Origin of the sequence: Pseudarthrobacter sp. PvP004 (assembly GCF_017876035.1) — a bacterium.
In the GTDB taxonomy this organism is placed as follows: Bacteria; Actinomycetota; Actinomycetes; order Actinomycetales; family Micrococcaceae; genus Arthrobacter; species Arthrobacter aurescens_A.
In genome coordinates this window covers 3,772,770-3,799,501 of sequence record NZ_JAGINL010000001.1, presented here as the reverse complement: position 1 = coordinate 3,799,501, position 26,732 = coordinate 3,772,770, and the positions used below count along the sequence as shown (strand labels likewise).

Below are 26,732 nucleotides of genomic sequence, written 5' to 3'. Positions count from 1 at the left end.
TCCTTCTACCAACTCGCCGATCGTCCCGGGCTCTCATTGCCGAGCTCTTCGAGGGCGGTGTCCACCAGAGCCATTTGGGCCTGATCGAGCGTTGTTAGACCGTTGAGGTATCCGTCGAGGTCGAATTCGTCAGCGTTCCCTCCGATGCCGTAATAATAGGCCCACAAACCGTTGAGGCTCAGGCCTGCGTCCCTGAATCGCTCGCCCGCAAACTTGCGCGGCGGATCCGGCGCGGCATCTGCGGAATTAAGGGGTCCAGTCATGCTTCCCCGTTCCCTGCTCAGGGTCTCCTGACCGTGTCAGCATGTCCCTGGCAATCTCGTGGAGTCTACGATCGGTATTTCTGGAAGCCAGGTGGAGAAGCTTCATGGCCGACTCACGGCTGCACCGGTTCTGCATCATGATCAGGGAGATCGCCGCGTCCACAACAGCGCGCGACTCCAGCACTGACCTCAGCCCGGCAGGATAGGGATCAGACGAATGCATGCGGAGGGCCAACCGCAAGGTCCTGGACAGGGAATCTGCATACCTCTGAACTGCGACCACGGTGTCCGGATCAAAAGCTCCCACTTCATTGGAATAGCAATTCAGCGCCGCACCGGACCCGTTGTCCGTGCTGATGGGAACGGCGAGCATGCTGCGGACATGCGCCCCTGATATCGCGTTGGCGTACCCCCGCCAGCGAATGTCGGAGTGCAGGTCTGGAATCTGCACCATCTGCCCGGTGCGCAGCGCAGTGAGGCAAGGGCCGTCGTCGAATTCGTACTGCTTTTCGTCCAGCACACGGGCCGCTTCAGTGCTGCTGGCCACAGTGGTAGGACCGCCGTCGCGCTCCACGGTGATGGCACAGAGCATGGGTGTTTCCCCGCCCAAAAGGGAAGTAGAAATGGTTGTCAGTCCAAGGAGGAACTCTGAGAAGCCAGGACTTTCGAGGAGCAGGTCCTGCAATTCTTCGGCTGTGGGTACTGCGTTGTACTGGGCCATGCGGCCTCATTCCAGCAACGCCGGAGTCCACACACCTCCAGCTGGCGGCTGTGCGCTCGTGATCGCGCAAAACCCGGATATCCAACTCCGGACTCCACCCGAAATCTCCTACCTCAAACACTACGCTTGTGCCCTGCAACAAGATACAGAAAGCCCTTCGACAAAGGACCTCCATGCCGAGTGCAGTCACCCTCATTCTCTCCGATCAGCTCAGCTCCGTGCCCCAATACGCCTACGCGGCTTCCGTGCCCGCAAATGCCCGGCTGATTTTCCTGGCAGGCTCCTGTCCCTTGAACGAAGACGGCTCCACTGCCGGAATCGGGGATTTCAAGGCCCAGGCAGAAAAAGCGATCGACAACATGCAGCTGGCCTTGGAATCTGCCGGAGCGGGAATCCAGGACGTCGTTTCCACTCGCGTCCTGGTCGCCTCGACCCAGCAGGCGGATTTGGTCACAGCATGGGAAGCGGTGCGCGCGGCCTTCGGCGATCATGATGTCCCCAGTACCCTCATGGGCGTCACCGTCCTGGGCTATGACCATCAGCTCGTGGAGATCGAGGCCGTCGCCGCCGTGCTGGAGCCCGCCGTGCCGGACTCCGCTAGGCGCATCTGCAACGATGTATACCAACGTAAAGAAGGAGTACCTGCATGGCCGTCACCATGAACGACGTCGCACGAGCGGCTGGAGTGTCGTTGAAGACAGTCTCCAATGTCATCAACAACTACGAGTTCATCCGGCCAGCCACTAAGCAGCGCGTCCTTGATGCCATTGACGAGCTCGGCTACGAAACCAACCTGACGGCCCGCAGCCTCCGATCCGGGAAAACCAGCATGCTCGGCTTAGTGCTGGCCGACCTTTCCATCCCTTACTACGCCGAACTGGCCTCGGACATCATGAAAGCGGCCTGGGCCCGCGGTTACCGTGTTTTGGTGGAGCAATCCGGCAACGAGGCAGAGCATGAGCAGGCTGCGCTTCAAGGCCAGTTCCGTAGCCTCACCGACGGGCTCCTCTTCATCCCGCTCGCGCTCGACGCCGAGCAGATCATCGCCGCGGCCGGCAAAAAACCGCTGGTTCTCCTGGGCGAGTTCGTGCAGGATCCGCGACTGGACATGGTCCTCATCCAAAACCAGGAGGCTGCGGCCGCCGTCACCACGCACCTGCTGGAAGGTGGCCGCCGTCGTATAGCCGTCCTTGGCGCGCACGACGGCGACGAAGCCGGGAGCAACGGCCTCCGCCTCCGCGGGTACAGGGCGGCGCTCGCTGCCGCTGGTGTGGCATATGATCCGGCGTTGGTGGTCCCCTGCGATTGGCGGCGCGACGCCGGTGCTGACGCCACCGCGAGGTTGCTGGACAGCGGCGTGGAATTCGACGCCGTTTTCGGGCTCAATGATGCCCTCGCTTTGGGGGCGCTCCACGAGCTCCTGGTCCGCGGACGAAAAGTTCCGGAGGAGATTGCCGTGGCCGGCTTCGATGACATTGATGAGTCGCGGTTCGCATCGCCGTCGTTAACCACGGTGGCGCCGGGGCGGGCGGAAATTGCGGAGCGCGCCGTCGAACTCCTCATCCAGCGGATTGAAAGCAAAGACGCCGTGGCCAACGTTGAGCAGCCGGAGGCGGTGTTCGAGCTGCGTATCAGGCAGTCCGCGCCTTAGGGCCTTCAGTGTTCAGGACGTTAGTCTTCTATGAATGAACGTGATCCCCGCTGAAGTCATCACCCCTGCCGTCCTGATCGACGTCGATGTCCTGGATCGGAACATCGAACGGATGGCGGGGAACATGCGTGGACGCGGGCTCCAGCTCCGTCCGCACGTGAAGACACATAAGACGCTGGAGATCGCCCGCAAGCAGCTCGCGGCGGGAGCCCTTGGTATCACTGTGGCCACCATCGGCGAGGCCGAGGTATTCGCGGCGGACGGCGTGAAGGACATCTTCATTGCCTTCCCGCTCTGGGTTGAAGCGCCGCACGCGGAACGCCTTCGCGCATTGACGGCCAAGTGCCGCCTCGCAGTCGGCGTGGATTCGGCTGAAAGCGCGACGGCGATGGGTCGCCAACTCGGGGTCGACGCAGGAAGCGTTGAGGTGCTGATCGAAGTGGACAGCGGACACCACCGTAGCGGCGTGCTGCCGGACGAAGTGGTGGATGTTGCCGAAGCAGCGGCTGCCGCCGGACTGAGCGTGCAGGGTGTCTTCACGTTCCCCGGCCACAGCTACAAGCCCGGCATGCCCACTGGCGCGGCGAGCAACGAGAATGAGGCACTTGGCCTGGCTGCGACGGCGCTGACATCGGCAGGCTTCGAAGTGACCACCATCAGCGGAGGCTCCACACCGACGGCACTGATTGACGGCGAAACGGTGGCAACCGAGCTGCGTCCCGGCGTCTACGTGTTCGGCGACGCCCAGCAACTGGAACTCGAACGCTGCAGCTGGGACGACATCGCGCTAAGCGTGGCCGCCACGGTGGTCAGCAGGCACGAAGCCCGCGGCGGGAACGTGCGCCGCGTGGTGCTGGACGCCGGAAGCAAGATCCTGGGCAGCGACCGCCCTGACTGGGCCACCGGATACGGGCGGCTTCCCGAATACCCCGAAGCCAAAGTGACTGCGCTGTCCGAGCACCACGCCACGGTTGTATGGCCGGATTCGTCGGAGTTGCCGCCCTTGGGCACCCGACTCCGGGTCATCCCCAACCATGTGTGCCTCACCATGAACCTCGTGGACCAAGTCATTGTGGTGCACGGCGGGGCCGTGGCGGAGCGGTGGACTGTGGCAGCCCGGGGCCGGAACAACTAAGTACCAATGTGGTCCCATGGTTCATGGCCATAATTTGCGTGTCCCGTTGGGTCAATGGTTACAGGCAGGACGTCACTACAAATCAAGGCTTACGCGATTCCGCCGCCGGGATTTCTCGGCACTTGGTGCCTCGCTAGCCCAAAGCAAACGCCAGCGCAGTTAGCCCAGCGCCGGAACGCTCTCAAGCAGGGTGTGGAACTCCCTGTTGTGGTAGACCAGCGGAGCTGAATCTGACGGGTTGGACCGGATCTCCACAACCCTGGCTGCCAGCAGCACCGAGCCGCCCAGCGGTGCCCGGTGGATAATCTCGCAACGCAACGCCCAATCGGCCTCCCTGAGAAGGGGCTCGCCTGTGGGCAGGACCTCCCAGTCCATGGCGTCCGTGAAGCGCGGGGCCGATGGGTCCGCGAAGGCACGTACCAGCTCCAGCTGATCGGCACCGACGAGGTGGACCACTATTGTCTGCGCCGCTGCGATGACGGAGGCTGATCGCCCACTTGTCACGGAGAACGCGAGCGTCGCCGGTTCCACTGCCACCGATGCCACCGAGGAGGCCGTCAGCCCCACCGCGCCTTCCGGTCCCGCTGCGGTGACAATTGCGACTCCCGCCGGATGAGCGCGAAACGCAGCCCTGAAAAGCTCGCCGACTGGTTCGGATGGCACGGGTATGTGGTGGGTCATTCATGCACCTTCGTGGGACTGGTTCGGTAAGGCGCCCTTCGCGGGCACACACCTGACTGATGCTAGGACCTCAACTTAAGTTGAGGTCAATTCCTGAGAAACCGACCCTCGACTGAGACGATTTGGAAACGTAGCCGAAACTTCCGCTCCCTACGCTGGTCACAATCTGACCAAGTGCCCGGCGTCCAAGGAGTAACCATGCATCTTTTGCCCCGTGAGCAGGAGAAACTCATGATCGTGGTGGCTGCCGACCTCGCGCGGCGTCGCCAGGCACGAGGACTCAAACTGAACTACCCGGAAGCCGTGGCGATCATCAGCTACGAACTCATCGAAGGTGCGCGCGACGGCCGGACAGTGGCTGAACTCATGAGCTACGGAACCACCCTGCTCCGCCGCGAAGACGTGATGGAAGGCGTGCCGGAGATGATCCACGACGTCCAGATCGAAGCCACCTTCCCCGACGGCACCAAGCTTGTTACCGTCCACAACCCCATCCGTTAGGAGCCCCCATGATCCCCGGTGAATACAGGCTCCAGCCCGGTTCCATCGCATGCAACAGCGGCCGTGACGCGATGGTCGTCGAGGTTGTGAACCGCGGCGACCGCCCAGTCCAGATCGGTTCGCACTACCACTTCGCCGAGGCGAACCGCGCCCTCGAATTCGACCGCGAAGCCGCCTACGGCCGCCGCCTGGACATCCCCGCGGGTACAGCCGCAAGGTTCGAGCCGGGGGACAGGAAGACGGTCCAACTGATCGAACTCGCGGGGACGCGCGAGGTGCACGGCCTCAGCAACGCAGTCAACGGAAAGCTCGACGGCGGCACTGCCGTAGCCGGGGAACCCCGCCCGGGCATCGCAGCGGAAAGGGACCACCAGTGAGCTTCGAGATACCCCGCAAGCAGTACGCCGAACTGTACGGACCGACCACCGGCGACTCGATCCGCCTGGCCGACACCGAACTGTTCCTCGAAATCGAGAAGGACTACACGGTCTACGGCGAAGAAGTGGTCTTCGGCGGCGGCAAGGTGATCCGCGACGGCATGGGCCAGAACGGTCAGCTCACCCGCGCCGAGGACATTCCGGACACCGTCATCACCAACGTCATCGTGCTGGACTACACCGGCATCTACAAAGCCGATATTGCCCTGAAGGACGGGCATATCTTCAAGATCGGCAAGGCTGGAAACCCGCAAATAACTGATGGCGTGGACATCGTGATCGGTGCCAGCACAGAGATCATCGCCGGCGAACGAAAGATCCTCACCGCCGGCGGCATCGACACCCACATCCACTTCATCTCCCCGGAACAGGTCCCAGCGGCACTGTGCAACGGCATCACCACCATGGTGGGCGGCGGCACCGGCCCGGCCGAAGGGACCAAAGCCACCACCATCACACCCGGCGCCTGGCACATCTCCCGGATGCTGCAAGCCGCTGAAGGACTCCCCATCAACATCGGCCTGTTCGGCAAGGGCCACGCGTCCGCCGTCGAGCCCCTCGCAGAGCAGATCCGCGCCGGTGCCGTCGGGCTCAAAGTCCACGAGGACTGGGGCTCCACCACGTCCTCCATCGACACGTCCCTGCGGGTCGCCGACGAATACGACATCCAAGTGGCCATCCACACTGACACCCTCAACGAATGCGGCTTCGTAGAAGACACCATCCGGGCGATCGACGGGCGCGTCATCCACACCTTCCACACCGAAGGCGCAGGCGGCGGGCACGCCCCCGACATCATCAAAATCGCCGGCCTGCCCAACGTGCTCCCGGCCTCCACCAACCCCACCCTGCCCTACACACGCAACACCATCGAAGAGCACCTGGACATGCTCATGGTCTGCCACCACCTCAACCCCGACATCCCTGAAGACGTGGCCTTCGCCGACTCCCGCATCCGCGCCGAAACCATCGCCGCCGAAGACGTCCTCCACGATCTCGGCATCTTCGCCATCACCTCCTCCGACTCCCAAGCCATGGGCCGCGTCGGGGAAGTAGTCACCCGCACCTGGCAAGTAGCGGACGCCATGAAACGCCAACGCGGAGCCCTCCATGACCCATCCGGCGCTCCGCACGGTTCCGCCGAATCCGACAACTTCCGCCTCAAGCGCTACATCGCCAAATACACCATCAACGCGGCCATCGCCCAAGGCATGGCAGACGTCATCGGCTCAGTGGAAGAGGGCAAATTCGCGGACCTGGTGCTGTGGGATCCCGCGTTCTTCGGAGTGAAACCCGAGCTGGTCATCAAAGGCGGCCAAATCGCCTACGCACTCATGGGCGACGCCAACGCCTCCATCCCCACGCCACAGCCACGCACCATGCGGCCCATGTTCGCCACCTACGGCAAAGCCCTCCAACAAACATCCATCACGTTCCTGTCCCAAGCCGCCATCGACGCCGGCGTGCCCGCCGAGCTGGGCCTCCAACGCATCATCAAACCCGTCAGCGGCATCCGCAACCTCACCAAAGCGGACCTGAAATACAACGGCGAAACCCCGGACATCGCCGTCGACCCCGAAACGTACAAAGTGACAGTCGACGGCGTCGAAGTCACCTCCCAGCCCTCCGACGTGCTGCCCATGGCGCAGCGCTACTTCCTCTTCTAGGAGCACCCATGATCATCGAAAAAATCCTGGGCAACCTGCACCAACAGCCCGACGCCTACGCTAGCCACCACAAAGAAAAAGTAGTCCTGCCCAGCACCCTCCTCGTCAAACGCATCCAACGCGTCACCACCGACCACGGCAAAGAACTCGGCATCCGCCTACCCGCAGGAACCGGAGACCTCCGCGACGGCGACATCCTCGCCATCGACCACCACAACATCATCGTCGTCTCCGTGCTGCCCACCGACGTCCTGGTGATAAAGGCGCGGACAATCCACGAAATGGGCGTCGTGGCACATTCGCTCGGCAACCGGCACCTGCAGGCACAATTCTTTGACGGCTCATCCGAGTACGGGGCCGAAGTTATGGTGTGCCAGTACGACCACACGGTCGAAGACTATCTGAAGAGCGTCGGCGTCCCCTACGACAGGCAAGAGCGGGTCATGCCGGTGCCGTTCCGCCATGCTGAGCATTCGCACTAAAGCCGTGTGCCGCGTCAGGTTGGGTTCGCACGCTTGCGCTTCGCTGGGAAGGGGGCCGTGCCCGTCCCCAGCCGCTCCCAACCTTCGCAAGCTCAGGTCGGGGCCCTCGCGGCAGTGGGCCCCCCACGTGGCCCACCACACCGCGGCCCCCTTCCCAGCTCCGCTCAATCGCGCCATCCTCACCTCCGGCGGTGTGCTTTGAGTGCGACATATCAGCTTGCTCTTCAACAGTTGACCGACTCCGCGTTGCCTACGGGGGCGTTTGCTCATTCTCTTGGGTTTGAGAGCTATATCGAGCGTGGGCTTGTGCGTGATGAGAGCACCTTCAGCACTTGGCTTCAGGCCTTCGTTTCCCAGCAGTTGAGCTATTCCGATGGGTTGGCTTTGCGGTTCTTGTTTGAGGGGGTGGATGTTGGCTTGTTGGATGGGGTGTTGTCTGCGCAGTTGTTGGCTCGGGAGGTTCGGGAGGCCTCTTTGAAAATGGGGGGACGGCTGCTGGAGATTGGTGGGGAAGTGTTCCCTTCGGGGGAGTTGGAGGCTTATCGGGGGCTTGTCCGGGCGGGGTTGGCTTCGGGCCACCAACCGTTGGCATTTGGTGTCATTGCGAGGTCTCTGGGGGTGCCTTTTGAGCAGGCGCTTTCCGCCTATCTGTTTGCCACCGTTACTTCGCTGACGCAGAACGCCGTGCGGGCCATACCGCTCGGGCAGAACGCCGGGCAGCGGGTACTACGCCAAGCGCACGACGCCGTCGCTGCCGCCATCCACGTTGTAGCACAGCTGTGCTGGGACGACTTCGGGGCCGTCAGCCCCGGCCTCGAAATTTCACAAATGCGGCACGAACGGCAACGCGCCCGCATGTTCATGAGCTAGTTAGTGCAAAGGACAAAAAACATGACAGAACCCATCAAAATCGGCGTCGGCGGACCCGTCGGAGCAGGCAAAACCCAGCTCGTTGAACGCATCACCCGGCACATGAGCCGCGACATCTCCATGGCCGCCATCACCAACGACATCTACACCATCGAAGACGCCAAAATCCTCGCCGCCAACGGCATCCTCCCCGAAAACCGCATCATCGGCGTCGAAACGGGCGGCTGCCCCCACACCGCCATCCGCGAAGACACCTCCATGAACACCGCAGCCATCGAAGAACTCAAAACCCGGCACCCCGATCTCCAAATCATCTTCGTCGAATCCGGCGGCGACAACCTCTCCGCCACCTTCAGCCCCGAACTCGTAGACTTCTCCATCTACATCATCGACGTCGCCCAAGGCGAAAAAATCCCCCGCAAAGCCGGCCAAGGCATGATCAAATCCGACCTGTTCATCATCAACAAAACAGACCTGGCACCCCATGTAGGAGCAGACCTCGCCGTCATGGAACGGGACTCCAAGGAATTCCGCGGCAACAAGCCGTTCTGCTTCACGAACCTGAAGACCGACGAAGGCCTGGACGAGGTCCTCAACTGGATCCGCCGCGACGTCCTGATGCTCGACTTGGCCCAATGAACCGATGCGAGTTGGCGGTTAGGTCACCTTGGGCGGCGAACGCGGATGAAGGGGGCCGTGCCCGTCCCCAGCCGCTCCCAACTCTCGCAAGCTCGAGTCGGGTCCCTCGCGGCAGTGGGCCCCCCGCGCGGCCCGCCACGCCGCGGCCCCTTATCCCCGGCTTCGCCGCAGCGATCCAGTCACCTTGCGTGGGTGACGTGTGAGCACGCACGTAGTGGTCCCGAGCATCGACTCCATTCCTTGGGGGAACGTGGGGCCCGACTCCACGTTGGCTTTGGGTGAAGGGGCGGTTCGGGGGCGGTTGGAGCTTGGGGTCTGTTTGCGTGGGGGGCGGTCCGTTGCTTCGCGGCAGTTTCATGAGGGTGCCTTGCGGGTTTTGCGGCCGCATTACTTGGATGAGTCCGGGCAGGTTGGCTATGTGATGGTCAATCCGGGCGGGGCATATCTCGGGGCGGATTTGTTCCTCATTGATGTGACGGTTGAAAACAATGCCGCGCTGTTGCTGACCACGCAGTCGGCAACTAAGGTTTATCGGACTCCGGGGTCATTTGCTGAGCAGCGAATGAGTGTGCGGCTGGGGGAGGGCTCGCGGTTGGAGCTCATGCCCGACCAGTTGATCGCCTACCGGGAAGCGAGCTACCGGCAGAATTCGCGCATCAGTCTCCACCCGACGTCGAGCCTAATCATGGCCGAAGTCATCACGCCAGGCTGGTCCCCGGACGGGGCGTCCTTCAAGTACCTAGAGGTGCGGCTGCGGAACGAGATCTGGATCGATGACGAAAACGGAGCCAAGTTGCTGGCGCTCGACAACCTCCTGATCCGGCCCCCGCTGGGAGACGTTACCGGGATGGGGTTCATGGAGGGATTCAGCCACCTGGGGTCGTTGGTGGTGGTGGATCCGCGGGTGAATCAGGGGCTTGCCGATGAGCTGGACCTTATAGCCCGTGACTTTGACGCTTATACCGGTATGTCTTTGACCGCGACTATTGCCGGGAGCACGGGGCTTGTGCTGCGATCGTTGTCGAACAGCACTGAGGAACTCAACAATTTGCTGGGTGCCTGCGCCGGCGTTCTGCGGGAACGTTGGTATGGGCAGGCGCCCTTGAACCTGAGGAAGTACTAATGACTGCGCTGACCGAGTTCGCCACCATGTACCGGGAGCGGGAGACGTTGTCCCTGCGGACCCGGCTGCTGTTCACGTTCGGTGCCGTCGCCGCTTTGCACCTTGCCGCCGTCGTGCTGTTGCTTGCTGGTACCGCGGGTGGCGCGCAGCCGCTTGCACTCGGGCTGGTGATCACCGCGTACGTGGCCGGTATCAAGCACAGTTACGACTGGGACCACATCGCCGCGATCGACAACTCCACCCGTAAATTCGTGGCGCAGCACAAAGACCCCGTGAGTGTGGGCTTTGCATTCAGCCTGGGCCACAGCTCCGTGGTGATCCTCGCCGGACTCCTGGTGGTGGCGGGTGCCACCTTGATCGGGCAGTTCATGGAGGACGGCACCACCGGCAACAAGGTGCTGGGCCTGATCGGCAGTGGAGTGTCGGGGTTGTTCCTACTGGCGATGGGTCTGTTCAACGGCTCCGCGTTTGTGCGCGCGAGCAGTGTGTACCGGCAGGTGCAGCGCGGCGGTGACGTCCGTCCGGAGGACTTGGAAGCCAAGGGCTTCGTCGCCCGGCTGCTCGCCAAGCCGCTGTCCAAGGTGGAGCGGCCGCGGAACATCTACGTGATCGGCTTCCTGTTCGGCCTCGGGTTCGATACCGCCACCACCATCGGGCTTCTGGTCATCACCACGACGGCGTCACTCGCCGGTGCCTCGCCCCTCGCCTTGATGGCCCTCCCTCTTGCGTTCACCGCCGCCATGACCTTGTGTGATTCCGCCAATGGCGTGGCCATGATGAAGATGTACAAATCAGCCATTCACAACCCGAGGCGCAAGCTTGGCTTCAATGCCCTGATCACTGGCATCTCGGCGGTCTCGGCGTTGTTCATCTCCGTGATCACGCTCGGTGGATTCGCGAATTCTGCGTTTGAGCTTCAGGATCCCCTGACCACGTGGCTCGGCAGCCTTGACCTTGGCGACGCCGGCCTGATCCTGGTGGGACTGTTCGTGATCGTCTGGGCCGTCGCCTCCTTGCGGGGCCGGGGCGCCGGAAGCGGGACCTAGGAGACCGCCACTGCGTTGAAAAGCTCGTTGGTGTCCACGCCGAGGTCCGGAGTGTCCAGCACGTTGGTCAGAAACACCACGCAGCGGTCCTGCTCGGGGAACATCCACCACTCCGTACCGGACCAGCCCGGATGCCCATAAATACCCTGCGCGAACAGCTCGGACTCGTTGGCGGGCATCTGGAATCCCAGCCCGGTGTGGCGGATGGGCTTGGGCCGGGTGGTGATGTGCGAAACCTCGGTGGTTCGGGGGCGACGCATGGCTGCAAGGGTCGCGGGCCGGACGGCTTTCCCGGAACCCCGCAGGAGCTCGGAACCGAGATTGAGCAGGTCTGCGGCCGTGCCGAACAGGCCTGCTCCGGGATGCCTGTTCTTGTACATGGCCTGGACATCAAGGCCAGCTGCATCGGCGCCGTGGACCGTGTGCGGGTCGCACTCCGTGTCGAACGTGAGCCCCTGCGCGCCGGTGTCCGCCGCCAAGGACAGAAGCTGGTCCTCGAACGGAACCCCGCCTGCCCACTCGGCCATCGCCGCTGCACCTTCGAAAGCGATGTTGCAGTACTGGACCAGGGATCCGGCGTAAAAGGCTTGCTCCGCGGAGGTGAGCGTTTCGCGGAGGGGAGTACCGCCGTCGAGCACTGGGTCTGAGATTCCCGAGCGGTGGCTCAGCAACTGCTCGAGGGTCACGGTGTCCGTGCGCCCGGCGCCAAAGCCCGGCAGGGCGTCACCAAGCGAGGCTCCAAGTGAGAGTTTCCCCAGTTCAACCTGCCGCATGACCGTGAGGGCACTGATCGGTTTGGTGACCGAGAACAGCGCAAAGTGGTCATCGGCTGTCGCCGGCCTGCCGTCGTCGGTCCCGAACGCCACGATGTCCTCGATGCCTTGGCTGGAAGCGATGCCCAGCACCGCCACCGGCACCCGTTTGAGGTCTACCTGTTTACGGGCCCAGTCTGCAGCGGGTCCTGTTTCCACCATTGCTATGTCACGCCTTCGTTCGGAGTTCGGGGTTCCTGAATTGAATCTATCGTGCGGCCCGAAAAAAGATTCTTGCCGCGTGTAACCCTGGCCGCCCGGCCGGAAACTATACAAGTATCCTGCAGTTCAGCGCTCTATTTTTCAGGGGGAACCATCGTGCTTTCAGAGCGCGAATTGGCGTTCATCGCCATTCACAAAGACAGCTACCCATCCGTGTTCAAGTTCGTCTGCCGACGTGTTGAATCCGCGGAAGTAGCTGAGGAGATCGCGGCCGACGTTTTCCGCGTCGTATGGCAAAAATGGACGGACGATTCCCGACCGGATCTTCCGTACCTCCTGACGGTTGCCAGGAACCTCGTGGGAAATGCGTACAGGAGCCGCGACAGGCGCTTGGCGCTGCAGGAAAAACTGCGGACGACGGCGGTCCAGCGCTTTGGCGACGACTCCGAGAACGTTGCTGTCCAGGACGCCCTGGAATCACTGCGGGAAAAGGACCGCGACATTTTGCAGATGGCTTACTGGGACGGTCTGGGGACCGCCGACATTGCGAAGGTGCTGCAGTGCAGCGAATCGGCGGCCAAAGTCCGCCTTCACCGGGCCCGTACAGCATTTCGGAAACAACTGCCTGCAGGGGCCAACTCGACTACACAGAAGATGGGGGTCTGAAGACAATGGATCCGATCAAGAACCAGATATCAGCGATTGACCCGCTCACTATCGATCCCGTGGCGGAACCCAACGGCGAAGAAGCGCTGCACAAAATCCTTTCCGGCACCACCGTGTTCAGCGACAGCCGCCCGATCGCGGCAGTGACTTCCCTGGAACAGCGCAGGCGCCGCAAGGCCCAAATCGCCGGTGGGCTGTTGCTTGGTGCTGCGGCCGTGACGGTGGGGGTGCTTGTTGCCTCGAGCTTCGAAACAGTCAGTTCCAATCCCTTGCCCGCTGTGACACTCCAAACCTCAACGCCCACGCCTACCGCTTCCGCCACCCCAACGCCCACGCCCACTGTGACGCCCACGGCTACGCCATCGGCAACGCCCACAGTGGCCGCGCCGGTAACCACCCCGCCCGCACCCACCACACCTCCAGCAGTCGCCTCGGCGCCAGTGGTGCCACCCGTGCAGGCGCCGACCACCCAGACCTACACTTTTCCGGACGGCCATCTTTCCTTCACGTACCCGGTCGGCTGGAGTATCCGGGCGGACCAAGGACCATTCGATCCTCCCGGGACTGCGGAAGCCTCGCGCATTGTGACTGTCTTCGATGCCGCTGGGGCAGAGGTAGCCCGCATTTTCAATGGAAACTACGCGGATGGGACTGCTGGTTTGGTGGACCGAACCATTCTGGACCGGGCTGTAGTGCCCGGCGTTCGCGACAACTCGGGTGAGCTGGTGGAGTTCGGTTTCTCCTCGAACCAGTCACAGTACATTCCCTACGAAGGGCCCCCCTACGAGGGAATGCCCTCACCCCGAACGGGACCTGTCGAAGGACCTCCGACATACATCATGGATGTACGGGTGTCCTCCGAGCTCCAAGCCGGAGTAAGTTCCTCCGGGACCAACCAGGTCCGCGTACCAAACGGCATCATGAGTGCTTACGCGGTTTTCGATCCCAGCAAGAACCCCGCCTTCGCGACTCCTGATGCAGCCAAGGCTTGGATGGGCAGCACGCAGTACGCCCAGCTGAAGGCGATGTTCCTGAGCCTGAGCTACAAGTAACCCATCTGAGTAGCAGTTGAGGCCGTTCTGAGCGCTCAAAACGGCCTCAACTGCTAGCTACTTGGATTAGCGGACAGTAACCAGATGGCTGGCGGGGTCGTACCGGAAGGTGATCGGGCCGCCGTCGTGTTTCAACGCGATGTTGCTGCCGTTGGCGGCGCCGGCCAAACCGTAGTTCTCAGCCCAAGACCCGTTGATGGCGGCCTTGAACTCGTAGCTGCCGGCAGCGAGATTGGGCACGGAGAGCTTCCACAGTCCGTCGGCGGCATCCAATGACAGCTGGGCTTGGGCGCAATCCGGCATCCAATCGCCAGCGCAGCCGAGCTCGGAGTTCAGGCTTCCCGGCACGGAAACGGCTGCAGGCTGCTGGCCCGCGGTGACTGCGCTGATGAGATTGGTGGCGTGGTCGTACAGGAACGTGACTGCGCCGCCCGAGTGCGTGAACGCCACGTTGGGGCCGTCGAGCTCACCGCCCGCGCCGTAGTTTTCGTCCCAGGTGCCATTGAGCGCAGCCTTGAACTCGTACGTTCCGGCGGGAAGGTTGGGGACGCTCAGCTGCCAGAGCCGATGCATCGGCTCGTAGCTCATGAGTCCCTGCTCGCAGCTGGGCTGCCAGTCCTCGGTACAACCCAACTCGGTGTTGAGGCTGCCGACCACAGTGACGGTTTCGGGCTGGGTGGGCTCACCCACCACGCCGCTCTTCGGCTCACTCGCCAACGTCTGCCCGCGGTTGTCCAACACCACCGCCCGATATTCCACCGACGTGCCAGTCTCAACGGACGACACGTCATGGAACACCTGGTACGGAGCGTTGTCGTCGGTGCCGATCGCCGTCCACTCGCCACCTGGCGTGCGCGACTGGAAGGTGACCTCATAGAACGAGTTACCGTCGACGTCGGCCGTCACCTTCAGGCGGCTGGCGTCACCAGCCGCGGTGACCGGCTTCTTAAGCACGACGGCGGGCGCTGCCGTCGACTTGGCCAGGCGCCCCGCCGCTTCATAAACCACAGCGGAAAGCGGCGGTACGGTGACGGTCAGTTTGGCGTCCTGTCCGGTCTTGGCGTGCTTGGCGGCGTCACCATAAACCAGCTTGAACGGCTGTTTCGCTTCATACGTGGGGATGGCCGCGGTCTGCGCTGTCTCGCTGTTGTTCACTGCCACGATGTACTCGCGCTGCTCTTTGGCATCAATGCGTGAGAACGCGTAGATCCCGGCGCCGTCGGCTGCGTAGCGGTTTTGCTGGGCACCGCTGCGGAGTGTGGGATGTTCTGCCGCGAGGGCCGCGAGCTCACTGATTTTCTTGTACAACGGGTGCTGGGTGTCGAAGTTGTCCGTGGCGTGGGTGGAGCTGGTGCCCAGGAGATCGTCGTCCAGGTATTCCTGTACCTTGCTCGCGAACATCGTCTGGCGCGAGTCCTGGTCTCCGCCGGCGCCGGTGAAGCCTTGCTCGTCGCCGTAGTAGATCACGGGGTTGCCGCGCGAGAAGTACATCAGCTCATGGGCGAGCTCGTCGCGTTCCACCAGTTCGGAGTCGGACGCTCCCGGGTTGTCTTGGGCGATGAAGGTGCCGATGCGGCCCATGTCGTGGTTACCCAGGAAGGTGGGCAGTTGGTAAACGTTCGAGTCAGCGTCCGTGTACCAGTCATCCCCGTTGAAGAAGTCCGCCAAGCCGGTGGCTTTACTGCTCTGGGACGCGAAGCTGCGGGCTGCGCCTTGGAAGCCGAAATCCAGCACGGCCTGCATCTGGTTCTTGGTGGTGAACTTGGACGTCACGGTCTTGGAGGTATCGAAGACCTCGCCGAACATGAAGAACTCGTCCTTGCCCTGTTCCTTGGCGTAGCTGAGGACCTGGGGTCCGAACTGCTGCCAGAATTCGTCGTTGACGTGCTTCATGGTGTCGATGCGGAAACCGTCAATCCCGAAGTCGCGGATCCAGGTTTTGTAGACGTCCATCATGCCGTTGACCACTTTTGGGTTCTCGGTGAAGAGGTCGTCCAGTCCGAAGAAGTCGCCGTACAGGGAGTCCTCACCGGCAAAGTTGGTGTTGCCCCGGTTGTGATAGAGCGTGGGGTCGTTGAGCCACGATGGGACCTTCACGTCCTTCTCCGCGTCAGGGACCACAGGGGTGTACGGGAAGGACGTCGCGGCATCCAGGGGCGGGAAGTCCTGCGTTCCGGCGTAGTCGCGGTCATCGAAGACCTCGCCAGCAGCGGTTCGGTAGGGCTCGGTTTCCTTGGAGATGTACGGCGCTGAGGCGGTTTCCTGGTACTGGATGACGTCCGCGGTGTGGTTGGTGATGATGTCGAAATACACCTTCATGCCACGGGCGTGGGCGGCGTCGATGAGGGTCTTCAGCTCGGCATTGGTGCCCAGATGGGGGTCGATCTGTGTGAAGTCCGTGACCCAGTACCCGTGATAGCCGGCCGAGCTGTTCGCCAGGGTGCCGTCACCCTGGACCGCCTTGTTCTTGAAGCTCGGTGTGAGCCAGAGGGAGTTGGTGCCCAGCCCCTGGATGTAGTCCAGCTGGTCTTGGAGACCCTTCAAATCCCCGCCATTGAAGAATCCCTTGCGGGTGGGATCGAAGCCGGACACCATCGGATCGGCACCCAGCCCGCCGTCGTCGTTGGCTGTTGTGCCGTTACTGAAGCGGTCGGCCATGACGAAGTAGAAGTTCTGATCGCTGATGCCTCCGCGGATGGAGTGCTGGGCAGCGGCGTCGGGAGTGGTGGCGGGCGCGGCGCTTGCGGGGAGGATGGCCGAGGCGGTGAGTACCGCCGTCGTCATGACGACGGCGGCGATCCGGTTGAGTGGTGGGCGCTGAGGGCAGTTGTTGGGTCTATAGCTGCGAGATAACACGTGATGGAACCTTCCGCTAAGCGACAGTGCTGTGGCATGTAGGTGCTGTGTGACAAGTCACAACTGTAAGCGCTTCCGTAGGGTTAATCCACGGCTTCTGGGTGTTGAGAATTATGAAGAGCCTCGGATGAACTCCCGCGCTGGAAGCGTTTGCATGTGCCCTACCCGAAATTGCGCGGGATTTTCACTGTGCCTTTGCATTGCCTCATCCCGAAACGCTATGCATCTGTCCATAACGAAGCCCGTGTGACTTGCATAGGGTTGAAGAGATCTGCTTCACAAAACGCCCCCCGATCTATCCCCAAGGATGAGTTTCAACGATGAAGAGCATCGCCCTCCTGCGCGAACGAGCCACCCGCGTCATGCCTACCGGTTCCCACTGCCCGGCGTCGGGTCTCTGGAGCCCGGACTCCGATCCTGACGCCGTCCAGGTTTTCGCGGAAGGCCACATCCTCCCGGCTCACGATGGTGTGCCCACCGTCTGGCGGCGCCGCACCGCCGCTGAAGTGTCGGCATGACCAGCACCATCCTGAACAGGCCCGCCGACTACCGCCACGTGCCGGCGGCCGAGTGGACTGAACTCACCTCCGGCGATCCCGTGTGGATTTACGACGTCGCGTGGGGCGCCGGGACCGGCCGCGTGGACGATGTTTCCAAGCACCAGGAACTGCTCTGGGTCATCCTCGAGCCGACCGGCCGCAGGCTCATTTGCGGAACGGACGACGTCGAGGTCTGGACAGCCTGAAAAAACTCGCCGAGGTGGCAAATAATGACAATTTCTGAGCGGATGATTGTCATTAAGTGCCATCTCGGCGTCAGTTAAACGGCGGGGACCAGAACGCTGGGAGAGCCCGTCTCCACTCGGCTCACCGGACCGTCCGGCAGGCCGGTTTCGGAGTCCAGCTTGAAGCTCACGACGTCGTCCGAGCCTTCGTTGGCGACGTACAGCCAGCCTTCGCGGACCAGGTGGTGGCGCGGCCACTCGCCGCCGCACGGCACCTCCGCGACGGGCTCGAGCTCGCTACCGCTGTGCGACACCTTGAGGATACAAATCCGGTTGGACCCCCGCACACCCACATACGCGAAGCGGCCATCGGGCGATAACGCAATCTCCGCACCGGCGTCGCCGTCTTTTGCCCCTGTAGCACTCGCCGGAACCATGGTTGTCAGCTCGTAAGTGCCGTCCGGTTCCATCCGAATCGCTGCCACTTCCACCGAGTATTCGGTGTCCACAAAGACAGTTCCGCTGTGATGGCGGGCCATGTGCCGGGGACCGGAGCCCTTCGGCAGGATCACCTGATGATCCGTTTGAAGGCCAACACCTGGCGAGTACTGCCACACCCTGACCAGGTCATGTCCCAAGTCCGTGGTCATCACGCGGCCGTCCGGCAGCATCAGGCTTGAGTGCGCACGGCTGGGCCGCTCCCCGTCCGGAGACGTTGCTGTGTGGGGGTCGACGGCGGCGGCCGCGCTGGTGCGCGAGGTGATGGCGCCGTCGTGGTCCAGTTCATACAGGATGACCTGGCCGTCGCCCCAGCAGGTGGCCACAATAAAGCGTCCCTGCGGATCGGCCGCTACGTGGCACGTAGCTTCACCGGCCGGCCAAGGATCGCCGAAGGCCTCCAGTCCAGAGTCGCCTGTCCGGCGATACGCCCGCACCGTCTTCCCTTCCTCGGCCACGGCGTAGACCACCGGGAGCGAAGGGTGCAGGGCAAGGAACGATGGCGAATTGGCGGCGATCGCCAAACCGAGGGATGTCAGCTTGCCGTCGTCGTCGGCCGAAAGCGCGACGATGCCCTCACCCTTGCCGTCCCTGTCGGCAGTGTACGAACCAACCCACATCAGTGCCTCGTGGACGGCCACGGTCAGTGCCCCTGGACGTCTGAGTCGACGCCGGCGTCCGGTCCGGCGTCGAGGGTTTGCAGCCTGGTGAGGTCGTCGTGGTCCAGTTCGAAGTCGAAAATGTCCAGGTTTTCCCTCATCCGTTGCGGATTGGCGGTCTTGGGGATGGCCACCAACCCCTGCTGAACGTGCCAGCGCAGCACCACCTGGCCCGGCGTTTTCCCATACTTCTTGCCGATATCTGCCAACACTGGAGCGTTCAAGAGGTCGCTGCTGGCACCCAGCGGGCTGTAAGACTCGGTAATGATGCCGTTCCGTTCGTTGAAGGCCCGGGCAGCAGGCCGCGGAATGGACGGGCTGACCTGGATCTGGTTGACCGCCGGAACAACGTCAGTCTGCCGGAACAGTTGATCGAGGTGGGCAGGCTTGAAGTTGGACACGCCAATCGACCGCACTTTCCCAGAGGCCTGAAGTTCCTCGAAGGTTTTCCACGTGTCCACGAAATCGCCGCGGCGGGGAAGTGGCCAGTGGATCAGGAGGAGGTCAACGTAATCCAGGCCCAGGCGCTCCAACGAGCCGTCCAGTCCGGCAGCGGCCTTACCGGAACCTTGGAATTCGCCGTCGAGTTTGGTGGTGATGAAGAGCTCCTCGCGATTCACCCCGCACGCCCGGATGCCGTTGCCCACGCCCTTCTCATTGCCGTACTTCACAGCAGTATCAACGTGCCGGTAGCCATGCGACACCGCCTCCACCACAGCATCGGCAACCTGGGCGTCATTCAGCGGCCACGTGCCGAGTCCCAGTTGAGGGATCTTGTGGCCGTCGTTGAGTTCGATGAGCGGGGCAAGTGTCATGGGGCATGATCTCCTTTTGAGTCTGTTGCTGTTCTACGCTGGCCGCTTGCTGCTTGGCAACAGCTACCGGCGCGACCATTCATAGAGCCGATCACTCAACTCCATAAAATCCTCGCTCACTGTCTGCAGCTCGGGATGGGTGTCATGCCATTCGACGATCTCCCTGGCACCGTCCGCGAACGGAATCGTGGCCCGGTAGTCAGGGACCAAGGCTTTGATTTTGGAGTTGTCGAACACCACGGAGTGCGAGCGGTCACCCAACAAGTTCGGGCCGAGCTCATGGCTGTGGGCTGCGATGGTGTCCGAAGAAGCGTGGAACAGCTCGGGTTCTTCCACTCCGGCCGCCCGCGCAAAGAGGCGGTAAATCTGGTTCCACGGCAGGAACTCATCAGACGTAATGGTGTAGCTCTCGCCCACAGCCTGCGGCCGCCCCAGAAGACCAACAAAAGCCTTGGCGAAATCCCGGCTATGAGTCAGCGTCCAGAGCGATGTCCCGTCACCGTGCACCATGATCGGCATCCCGGCCCGCATGCGATGGATGTCAGTCCATCCGCCCACCATGGCGATCTTGGTCCGGTCATAAGTGTGGGAAGGCCGCACCACGGTAAGAGGGAAGTCCTGCTCACGGTAGGCCTCGTACAGCAGCTCCTCGCAGGCAATCTTGTCCCGCGAGTACTGCCAGAACGGGTTCTTCAAGGGCGTCGACTCCCTGATGGGAAGCAACGTGGGCGGCTTCTGGTACGCCGAAGCGGAACTGATGAAGACGTACTGTCCGGTCCGCCCACGGAACAATTCCAAGCCGGCCCGCGCCTGGTCCGGGGTGAAGGAAATAAAGTCCGCAACGGCGTCGAACGCCCTTCCCCGAAGTACCTCCCGCACGGCGGCGGCGTCCCGGACATCCGCGTGAAGCACTTCCGCCCCCTCGGGGACCGGCCGCCCGGCTGACCGTCCCCTGTTGAGGATGGTCAGCCGGTGGCCCAGTGCGACGGCACGTTCAGCCGCCGCCGCACTGATGACCCCGGTCCCGCCGACGAACAGGATGTTCCGTGGCGAGACGGTGTCCGCCGCCGTTCCCAGACTGGCGGGGAGGAGGCTGCTCACCAGGCGTAGTCTTCGGGTGCGGGTTTGTGGCCCGGGAAGATGTCGTCGAGGCGCTTGAGGGCGTCCTCGTTCAGGGAAACGTCCAGTGCACGGATGGCTGCGTCCAGTTGTTCCTGGGTACGCGGCCCAACAATCGGGGCCGTCACCGCAGGCTGGTGGAGAAGCCAAGCCAACGCAACATCCCCGGGAGCATGCCCCAGTTCGTCCGCGAAATCCTCGTACTGGCGGATCTGCTCCTCGTGCTTCTTGAGGGTCTCCAATGCCCGCCCCTCGGTGCGGCGGACACCCTGCTCTTCCTTCTTCAATACGCCACCCAGCAGCCCGCCCTGCAGCGGCGACCACGGGATCAAGCCAAGGCCGTACTGCTGCGCAGCCGGGATGACCTCGAGCTCAACTTCGCGCCGGAACAGGTTGTAGATGGACTGCTCACTGACCAGCCCGGTGTAGTTCCGCCTGCGGGCGGCTTCCTGCGCCTGGGCGATGTGCCAGCCGGCAAAGTTGCTGCTGCCCGAGTAGAGGATCTTGCCCTGCTGGACGCCCACCTCGATTGCCTGCCAGATCTCGTCCCACGGCGTATCGCGATCAATGTGGTGGAACTGGTAGACATCGATGTAGTCCGTCTGCAGCCGCTTGAGGCTCGCATCGAGTGCACGGCGGATATTGAGCGCCGACAACTTGGACTCGTTGGGGCGGTCCGTCATGGTGCCGTACAACTTGGTGGCAAGGACAGTGCGCTCGCGGCGCTCGCCGCCCTTGGCGAACCAGCGACCGATGATTTCCTCGGTCCAGCCGCGGTGGCCGGTGCCGCCATAGACGTTGGCGGTGTCGAAGAAGTTGATGCCGGAGTCCAATGCGGAGTCCATGATCGAGTGGGCTGTTGCCTCGTCCGTCTGCGGACCGAAGTTCATGGTGCCCAGGCAGAGACGTGAAACTTTCAGGCCGGAACGGCCAAGGTGGGTGTACTGCATGTTTGTCCTTTGTTTAGAGCTGACTTAGAGCTGTGTGAAAGCTGCGACGGCGGGATCGGAGCCGATGCGGGCTCCCGCCTCGAGTGCCGTAATGGCTGCCAGTTCGGATTCGGTGAGCGTGAGATCGGCGGCACCGAAGTTCTCCCGCATCCTCTTGGAGTCAGCGGACTTGGGGATCACGATGGTCCCCTGCGCGAGGTGCCAGGCCAGGATCACCTGTGCAGGAGTAGTGCTGTGGGCTGCGGCCACGAGGGCCACCTGCTCGGCGTTCAGGTCCTTCCCCTGCCCCAACGGGCTGTACGCCTCCACGGCAATGCCGAGGTCGCGGCACTTGGTGGCCAGCTCGCCTTGTTGGTACGTGGGGTGGACTTCGATCTGGTTGACCGCCGGAACCACCTCCGCCTCTTTGAGCAGTGTGTCCACGTGCTCGGAGAGGAAGTTGGAAATGCCGATGGCCCGGATCTGCTTGTCCTGGTACAGCTTCTCCATCTCTTTCCACGCCTGCGTGTAGAGGCCCTGCGAAGGAACGGGCCAGTGAATCAGGTATAGATCGATGACTTCCAGGCCCAAGGCATCCCGGCTTCGTTGGAAGGCGTCATACGCCTCGCCCTGCTCGCCGTTGCGAAGCTTGGTGGTGATGAAAAGTTCTTCCCTCGGAATGCCCGAAGCCGCGACGGCAGCGCCGACCCCTGCCTCATTGCGGTACGCAGCCGCGGTGTCGATGTGGCGATAGCCGGCTTCCAAGGCGTCTTCCACTACCTTCTGCGTTTCCTCAGCAGGTACTTGGAAGACACCGAAACCGAGCTGGGGGATAGTGACGCCGTTATTCAATGTCAGCTCTGGCATGACGGTCTCCTTCGACGGGATGGTGATGGCGATGACTCCAGAAAGCGTTTTCGGAGGCTCTGTACTGAGCCTATGCAGTTTTGGCCCCAGAGTCAGCAACCCAGCCTGATCCTGTTTTTCCTAGGTCTGGTAGTCCTACCCAGAATGGTGGTCTTTCACACGCTACGAACGGCAGAATGGACGGATGGGTCAAAGCGCCGAGTTCGGTAAGTTCCTCAAAGTCATGCGTGCCCGTCTCTCACCCGAGGACGCCGGGTGGCAGGAATCCAGCGGTGCCCGCAGGGTGCCCGGACTCCGCCGCGAGGAAGTTGCCCGGCTCTCCGGAGTGAGTACCGACTACTACACGCGCCTTGAACAAGGCCGCAACATCCACCCGTCCAAAGCGGTCCTCGACTCGGTGGCCCGGGCGCTTCGCCTGGACGCGGGGGAGCATGCGCACATGATGGACCTGCTGGAGCACTGCGCCAGTTCCGCGGGTAATCCCGGCCCCGCGCAAAAAGTGAGGCCCGGGCTCCGGCAGCTGCTGGACGCCGTCGGTGATGTTCCGGCCATGGTGCTGGGCAGGCGGGCGGACGTCCTGGCCGGAAACCAGATGGCTCACCTGCTTTTCACCGACTTCCCGTCACTCCCGGCCGCGGAGCGGAACCTGACCCGTTGGATCATCCTGGATCCCTCGGCGGGGCAGCTGTTCAGGGACTGGAAAACCGTGGCCGCTGAAGCTGTGGGTGCTCTGCGAATGGACGTCGGCCGGCACCCCAACGATCCCCGGACCAACCAACTCGTGGGCGAACTTGCCGTGCACAGCGAGCATTTTCGGCAATGGTGGGCCGGGCACAGGGTGGCGTCGCGATCCGCAGGCACCGTGCGGTTGCACCACCCGATCGTTGGTGACCTCGAACTGAACTTTGAGACGCTGAGTCTCCCGGACGACCCCGACCAGATGCTGAGGGTCTATTCCGCGAAGCCCGGCTCGCCGTCGTCGGACGCTTTGACGCTGCTCAGCTTGGGTGACGTGGGCACCAAAGCAAAGGACCGCGAACCCGCCCGCAGAGATGGCAGTTAATGACAATCCGGAGCTCCGGAACTGTCATTAACTGCCATTTCGCGGAGAGGTCATCAGCGCTCCAGACGGAAACCAAGCTTGATGGTGACCTGCCAGTCGGCCACTGCGCCGTCCTCGAGGTGCCCGCGGATCTCCTTGACCTCAAACCAGTCCAGGTTCCGCAGTGTCTGGGAGGCTGTTGCGATGCCGTTCTTGATCGCGTCGTCAACGCCTTCGGTGGAAGTTCCTACAATTTCGGAAACGCTATATGTGTGGCCAGCCATGGTGCTCCTCATCAACGTCTTACGAATCTTTGGAAATTTCGGGCCCGCCAGGCAGGCCGTTCATGCAGACTAGCCCACGGATCTCCGTGCGGCCAGAGGTGTTGCAGCCTTAGCTTTCGCGCCAGTCGTTGCTGGTGATGTGCGAACCTGCCTGCGGCCCCATTTGCAGCATTCCGCCGTCCACAGGCCATGACGCGCCGTTGACGTAGCTGGATTCCGGTGATGCCAGGAAGGCTATGACGGCGGCGATTTCCCGGGCATCTCCGGGACGTCCCAGCGGCACTCCGGGCCGTTCCTTCTGCTTGGGATCCTCGTCTTCCTGGCCCGTCATGGGAGTCGCGATCTCACCCGGCGCCACGTTGTTGGCGGTGATGCCGTGCTCAGCGAGTTCCAGGGCCATGGTCTTGATGAGGCCGCCCAAGCCATGCTTGGAAGCGTCGTATGCCGAGGCTCCTACCCTCGGCTGGAACTCATGGACACTGGTGACGGCGATGATGCGCCCACCCCGGCCGGCTTTCACCATGCGCTTGGCCGCTGTCTGCATCGCCACGAAAGCGCCGTTGAGGTTGGTGTCCAAAGTGGACATCCACGTGTCGTAGTCCAGCTCAAGGAACTTGGTGCCATCGCCGGTTCCGGAGTTGTTGACGAAGACGTCCACGCCGCCAAGTTCCTCAGCGAGCTTGTCAATGGCCGCAGCCGTCCCACGGGCATCAGTGGTGTCCAATGGGTGGACCACGGCCTTCCGGCCCAGGCCGCGGACTTCCTCCGCGGTTTCCTCAGCTCCCTGCTGATCGGAATGCCAGGTGATTCCCACGTTCATGCCTGCCTTGGCCAAGGCCACCGCAGTGGCGCGCCCGATGCCTGAATCTGATCCCGTGACAATGGCGGTCTCCGGGGAAAATGGTGCGTCGCTCATGGTCCTGCCTTTCGGTCGAGTGGTCGTTCCGATGATTAATCCCTACCCCCGAGACCCCGGCTGTAAACACTCCCGGCATGAACGGTCATCCCGGGGGATCATGATGGAGTGTAGATTTCTTGCAGCACCACCCAGCGAATCCCCACAACCAGGAGTACTCATGTCAGAAGTTATTGTCGTCGGCGTTGACAACAGCGAGACGGCCAAGCGCGCAGCAGTGGCAGCAGCGAAGCTCGCCACCGCGCTCGGTGCTGAACTGCACGTCATCAGCGGCTTCTCAGATGACCGCATTGAAGAATTTGGCAGCGGCAGCGACCGCATCACCGTCTCGTCGGCAGACTCTGCGGAGTACGTTGCCCGCAAGGTTTCCGAAGAGCTGGACGTTCCCGCCGGCAACATCAAGTACTTCGCTGCCCGTGGCACTCCCGCCAACGCCCTGATCAACTACGCCGAGACCAATAACGCCTCGCTGATCGTTGTGGGAAACAAGCGCATGAAGGGCCTGGGCCGTGTCCTGGGCAGCATCGCCAACAGCGTGGCGCACGGTGCACCCTGCGATGTGTACATCGTCAACACGGACGTGGAGGCGTAACCAAGCCAAGCAGGGGACAGCGCCTGTTGAAATTACTGCTCATTGGAGCAGGTGCTGTCCCCGAGCTGGCTTACCCGGTTGTGCCGTTGAGAACAGTCACGTTGGAGCGGGTCACGCCCCTCCCGGTGATGAGCAGGACATGGCCGGACTGCGGGATATCGGAAGTGATGGTGAGGTCCCGCAGCGCCGAACCGTCCGCCGCCACCAGTAGCGTGACGCCTTCGCTGTTGGACAGGATCACGTCCTCTGCATTTCCTGTTGCCCCGGCCAAGGTGATGTTCCGACGATCACCCCATATAACCGCTGGCTCGTGATAAATGCCGGGGTGCACCAGCACGGTGACAGCAGCGGGATTATTCGCAGGCACAGCGCCAATGGCCGCGCGGATGCTGGCGAAATCACCGGTTCCGTCGAGTGCCACCGTGATGACCTTCCGGAGCGCAGGCTCGGTCCCGCCCAAAGGCCCGCCGAAAGCACGCACCAGTGAGGGGAGCGCCTTGGTGGGGGTCAGGCTGTAGGAGTACGGCGGATTGAAGGCCCCACCCCGTTCCTGGCCAACATTGCCGGTGCACTCGTCAAAGACGTTGTTTCGGGCTGCCAGCGCACCGCCCGGCCCTTGGTGGTGAAGGGGGTTCCGGACGTCGCGGAAGTAGTTTCCTTCCACGAGCAGCAGCGAGGCATTCCGCCCCAGCATCCCATAGCTGGAGATGTTCTCCAGATAGTTGTTGTAGACGTGGGATGCCGCGGTGTTGTCCAGGCTTGCGTTGCGCTGGTGCGTGTTCCGAATCCAGTTGTGATGCAGTGTCAGCCGGGTGACCACGTTCTGGGTCCAGCCCTCGCCAAGGGCTTTGTTGTGGTCCGAAAAGACGTTCCACGACAAAGTGACGTTGTCGCAGTCCTTTCGGATGTCCACCAGTCCGTCGCCCAACCGGGTGAAATGCATGTGGTCCACCCAAATGTGCGTGCTGGTGTCCACCTGGATGCCATCCCTGTCGTTGTCGGGCCGTTTCCCCGCAAAGTCGCCGGGAATGTAAGAGTCCCGGACAGTGAAGTTGCGAAACACGACGTTGGAGACATTGACGAGCTTGAAGCCGGCATTGACCACCGCGGCTCCTTCGCCTGCACCAAGGAAGGATTTGTTTGAGGTCACGGTCAGTTTTTCGTACTGCGTGAACAGCAATTCGCCGTGGAGGATCACCACCAGCGGTTCGGCGCTTTTGGCGAATTGGCGCAGATCCTCCGGGGTGTTCGCATGGACCAGTCTGCCGCCGGCCCCACCTGTGGTGCCTGCGCGGCCGTGCGCTGAAACGCCGGCGAAGCCTGTGGGTGCCACCGACCAAGCACCGCCGTGTCCGCCGTTTATGGGCAGCCCGGCTTCATTGAATCCGTTGGATTTGACGCCGGTCGGCGCCGCTGCGGAGGCTGCCGGGCCGAACAAGCCCGTGGACACCAAGGTGCCTGCTGCGAGTCCAGCGGAAAGAAGGGTCCGGCGCCGGATATTCAGGCCCTGTGCGTCCGCCATC

General features: G+C 62.6%; 29 protein-coding genes and 1 pseudogene. 17 read left to right on the top strand and 13 right to left on the bottom strand.

What is annotated here, in order from left to right; genetic code table 11:
- Positions 1-5: 5 nt before the first annotated feature.
- Together J3A64_RS17200 and J3A64_RS17195 are read right to left on the bottom strand one after the other, a co-directional pair.
- A complete protein-coding gene (locus J3A64_RS17200; RefSeq protein ID WP_011772978.1) occupies positions 6-263 on the bottom strand; it encodes a hypothetical protein in 258 nt (85 codons plus the stop codon).
- Positions 247-984: a GAF and ANTAR domain-containing protein gene (locus J3A64_RS17195; RefSeq protein ID WP_210065076.1), complete on the bottom strand. Its 738-nt coding sequence runs from the start codon at positions 982-984 to the stop codon at positions 247-249. Before J3A64_RS17195 ends, J3A64_RS17200 begins: the two co-directional genes overlap by 17 nt.
- A gap of 173 nt (positions 985-1,157) precedes the next feature.
- Here J3A64_RS17195 and J3A64_RS17190 point away from each other — a divergent pair.
- From J3A64_RS17190 to J3A64_RS17180, 3 genes and pseudogenes are all read left to right on the top strand, one after another.
- Positions 1,158-1,562 (top strand): annotated as a pseudogene (locus J3A64_RS17190) (RidA family protein); the annotation flags it as partial.
- A gap of 68 nt (positions 1,563-1,630) precedes the next feature.
- The gene (locus tag J3A64_RS17185; RefSeq protein WP_014920409.1) at positions 1,631-2,635 is read left to right on the top strand and encodes a LacI family DNA-binding transcriptional regulator; all 1,005 of its coding nucleotides are present in this window, start codon (positions 1,631-1,633) and stop codon (positions 2,633-2,635) included.
- A gap of 34 nt (positions 2,636-2,669) precedes the next feature.
- Positions 2,670-3,770, top strand: a complete 1,101-nt coding sequence (locus tag J3A64_RS17180) for a D-TA family PLP-dependent enzyme (protein ID WP_011772981.1) — start codon at positions 2,670-2,672, stop codon at positions 3,768-3,770.
- 159 nt (positions 3,771-3,929) lie between these two features.
- On the opposite strand, the gene J3A64_RS17175 is transcribed toward J3A64_RS17180, so the two are convergent.
- Positions 3,930-4,451 (bottom strand): flavin reductase family protein, encoded by a 522-nt coding sequence (locus J3A64_RS17175; protein WP_011772982.1) that lies wholly within the window; start codon positions 4,449-4,451, stop codon positions 3,930-3,932.
- Between the two features lie 198 nt (positions 4,452-4,649).
- Between J3A64_RS17175 and J3A64_RS17170 the strand changes: the two genes are divergently transcribed.
- From J3A64_RS17170 to J3A64_RS17135, 8 genes are all read left to right on the top strand, one after another.
- Positions 4,650-4,952, top strand: coding sequence for an urease subunit gamma (locus J3A64_RS17170; protein WP_011772983.1), 303 nt, complete (start codon positions 4,650-4,652; stop codon positions 4,950-4,952).
- Between the two features lie 8 nt (positions 4,953-4,960).
- A complete protein-coding gene (locus J3A64_RS17165; protein WP_011772984.1) occupies positions 4,961-5,329 on the top strand; it encodes an urease subunit beta in 369 nt (122 codons plus the stop codon).
- Positions 5,326-7,056: an urease subunit alpha gene (gene ureC / locus J3A64_RS17160; protein WP_210065071.1), complete on the top strand. Its 1,731-nt coding sequence runs from the start codon at positions 5,326-5,328 to the stop codon at positions 7,054-7,056. The genes J3A64_RS17165 and ureC overlap by 4 nt, the downstream gene beginning before the upstream one ends.
- A gap of 8 nt (positions 7,057-7,064) precedes the next feature.
- Positions 7,065-7,538 (top strand): urease accessory protein UreE, encoded by a 474-nt coding sequence (gene ureE, locus J3A64_RS17155; RefSeq protein WP_210065069.1) that lies wholly within the window; start codon positions 7,065-7,067, stop codon positions 7,536-7,538.
- Between the two features lie 198 nt (positions 7,539-7,736).
- Positions 7,737-8,408, top strand: a complete 672-nt coding sequence (locus tag J3A64_RS17150) for an urease accessory protein UreF (protein ID WP_210065067.1) — start codon at positions 7,737-7,739, stop codon at positions 8,406-8,408.
- A 21-nt stretch (positions 8,409-8,429) separates the two neighbouring features.
- Complete coding sequence (ureG, locus tag J3A64_RS17145) at positions 8,430-9,047, top strand: urease accessory protein UreG (protein WP_014920412.1); 618 nt, start codon at positions 8,430-8,432, stop codon at positions 9,045-9,047.
- A 250-nt stretch (positions 9,048-9,297) separates the two neighbouring features.
- Complete coding sequence (locus tag J3A64_RS17140; RefSeq protein ID WP_210066217.1) at positions 9,298-10,170, top strand: urease accessory protein UreD; 873 nt, start codon at positions 9,298-9,300, stop codon at positions 10,168-10,170.
- Entirely contained in the window at positions 10,170-11,216 is a 1,047-nt protein-coding gene (locus J3A64_RS17135; RefSeq protein ID WP_210065064.1) for a HoxN/HupN/NixA family nickel/cobalt transporter, read from the top strand. Before J3A64_RS17140 ends, J3A64_RS17135 begins: the two co-directional genes overlap by 1 nt.
- Here J3A64_RS17135 and J3A64_RS17130 read toward each other — a convergent pair.
- Complete coding sequence (locus J3A64_RS17130; protein WP_210065062.1) at positions 11,213-12,190, bottom strand: serine hydrolase; 978 nt, start codon at positions 12,188-12,190, stop codon at positions 11,213-11,215. The two genes, J3A64_RS17135 and J3A64_RS17130, sit on opposite strands and share 4 nt — an antisense overlap.
- A gap of 156 nt (positions 12,191-12,346) precedes the next feature.
- Here J3A64_RS17130 and J3A64_RS17125 point away from each other — a divergent pair, with 156 nt between their 5' ends.
- Both J3A64_RS17125 and J3A64_RS17120 read left to right on the top strand, forming a co-directional pair.
- The gene (locus J3A64_RS17125) at positions 12,347-12,856 is read left to right on the top strand and encodes an RNA polymerase sigma factor (RefSeq protein ID WP_210065061.1); all 510 of its coding nucleotides are present in this window, start codon (positions 12,347-12,349) and stop codon (positions 12,854-12,856) included.
- Between the two features lie 5 nt (positions 12,857-12,861).
- Complete coding sequence (locus tag J3A64_RS17120; RefSeq protein ID WP_210065059.1) at positions 12,862-13,908, top strand: hypothetical protein; 1,047 nt, start codon at positions 12,862-12,864, stop codon at positions 13,906-13,908.
- Positions 13,909-13,974: 66 nt separating this feature from the next.
- Here J3A64_RS17120 and J3A64_RS17115 read toward each other — a convergent pair whose 3' ends face one another.
- Complete coding sequence (locus J3A64_RS17115) at positions 13,975-16,692, bottom strand: alpha-amylase family glycosyl hydrolase (RefSeq protein ID WP_286363852.1); 2,718 nt, start codon at positions 16,690-16,692, stop codon at positions 13,975-13,977.
- 392 nt (positions 16,693-17,084) lie between these two features.
- Here J3A64_RS17115 and J3A64_RS17110 point away from each other — a divergent pair, with 392 nt between their 5' ends.
- Complete coding sequence (locus J3A64_RS17110; protein ID WP_011772994.1) at positions 17,085-17,282, top strand: hypothetical protein; 198 nt, start codon at positions 17,085-17,087, stop codon at positions 17,280-17,282.
- On the top strand, positions 17,279-17,509 hold the full coding sequence (locus J3A64_RS17105) for a hypothetical protein (protein ID WP_011772995.1): 231 nt from the start codon (positions 17,279-17,281) through the stop codon (positions 17,507-17,509). The genes J3A64_RS17110 and J3A64_RS17105 overlap by 4 nt, the downstream gene beginning before the upstream one ends.
- A gap of 74 nt (positions 17,510-17,583) precedes the next feature.
- Here the strand turns inward: J3A64_RS17105 and J3A64_RS17100 are convergent, their stop codons facing one another.
- From J3A64_RS17100 to J3A64_RS17080, 5 genes are all read right to left on the bottom strand, one after another.
- Positions 17,584-18,606, bottom strand: coding sequence for a beta-propeller fold lactonase family protein (locus J3A64_RS17100; RefSeq protein WP_210066215.1), 1,023 nt, complete (start codon positions 18,604-18,606; stop codon positions 17,584-17,586).
- A gap of 23 nt (positions 18,607-18,629) precedes the next feature.
- The gene (locus tag J3A64_RS17095) at positions 18,630-19,460 is read right to left on the bottom strand and encodes an aldo/keto reductase (protein ID WP_210065055.1); all 831 of its coding nucleotides are present in this window, start codon (positions 19,458-19,460) and stop codon (positions 18,630-18,632) included.
- Positions 19,461-19,523: 63 nt separating this feature from the next.
- On the bottom strand, positions 19,524-20,561 hold the full coding sequence (locus J3A64_RS17090; RefSeq protein ID WP_210065054.1) for an NAD-dependent epimerase/dehydratase family protein: 1,038 nt from the start codon (positions 20,559-20,561) through the stop codon (positions 19,524-19,526).
- Positions 20,558-21,529, bottom strand: a complete 972-nt coding sequence (locus tag J3A64_RS17085; RefSeq protein WP_011772999.1) for an aldo/keto reductase — start codon at positions 21,527-21,529, stop codon at positions 20,558-20,560. Before J3A64_RS17085 ends, J3A64_RS17090 begins: the two co-directional genes overlap by 4 nt.
- 24 nt (positions 21,530-21,553) lie before the next feature.
- Positions 21,554-22,375 (bottom strand): aldo/keto reductase, encoded by an 822-nt coding sequence (locus J3A64_RS17080; RefSeq protein WP_011773000.1) that lies wholly within the window; start codon positions 22,373-22,375, stop codon positions 21,554-21,556.
- A gap of 184 nt (positions 22,376-22,559) precedes the next feature.
- Between J3A64_RS17080 and J3A64_RS17075 the strand changes: the two genes are divergently transcribed.
- Positions 22,560-23,438 carry a helix-turn-helix transcriptional regulator gene (locus J3A64_RS17075; RefSeq protein WP_210065053.1) on the top strand — a complete coding sequence of 293 codons (879 nt, stop codon included), beginning with the start codon at positions 22,560-22,562 and terminating at the stop codon, positions 23,436-23,438.
- Between the two features lie 53 nt (positions 23,439-23,491).
- Here J3A64_RS17075 and J3A64_RS17070 read toward each other — a convergent pair whose 3' ends face one another.
- Positions 23,492-23,701 carry a dodecin gene (locus J3A64_RS17070; RefSeq protein ID WP_011773002.1) on the bottom strand — a complete coding sequence of 70 codons (210 nt, stop codon included), beginning with the start codon at positions 23,699-23,701 and terminating at the stop codon, positions 23,492-23,494.
- 109 nt (positions 23,702-23,810) lie between these two features.
- Positions 23,811-24,617: an SDR family oxidoreductase gene (locus J3A64_RS17065; RefSeq protein ID WP_011773003.1), complete on the bottom strand. Its 807-nt coding sequence runs from the start codon at positions 24,615-24,617 to the stop codon at positions 23,811-23,813.
- Positions 24,618-24,777: 160 nt separating this feature from the next.
- Between J3A64_RS17065 and J3A64_RS17060 the strand changes: the two genes are divergently transcribed.
- Positions 24,778-25,209, top strand: coding sequence for a universal stress protein (locus J3A64_RS17060; RefSeq protein WP_011773004.1), 432 nt, complete (start codon positions 24,778-24,780; stop codon positions 25,207-25,209).
- A 70-nt stretch (positions 25,210-25,279) separates the two neighbouring features.
- On the opposite strand, the gene J3A64_RS17055 is transcribed toward J3A64_RS17060, so the two are convergent.
- Entirely contained in the window at positions 25,280-26,731 is a 1,452-nt protein-coding gene (locus tag J3A64_RS17055; protein ID WP_210065052.1) for a pectinesterase family protein, read from the bottom strand.
- Between the last annotated feature and the right edge of the window lies 1 nt (position 26,732).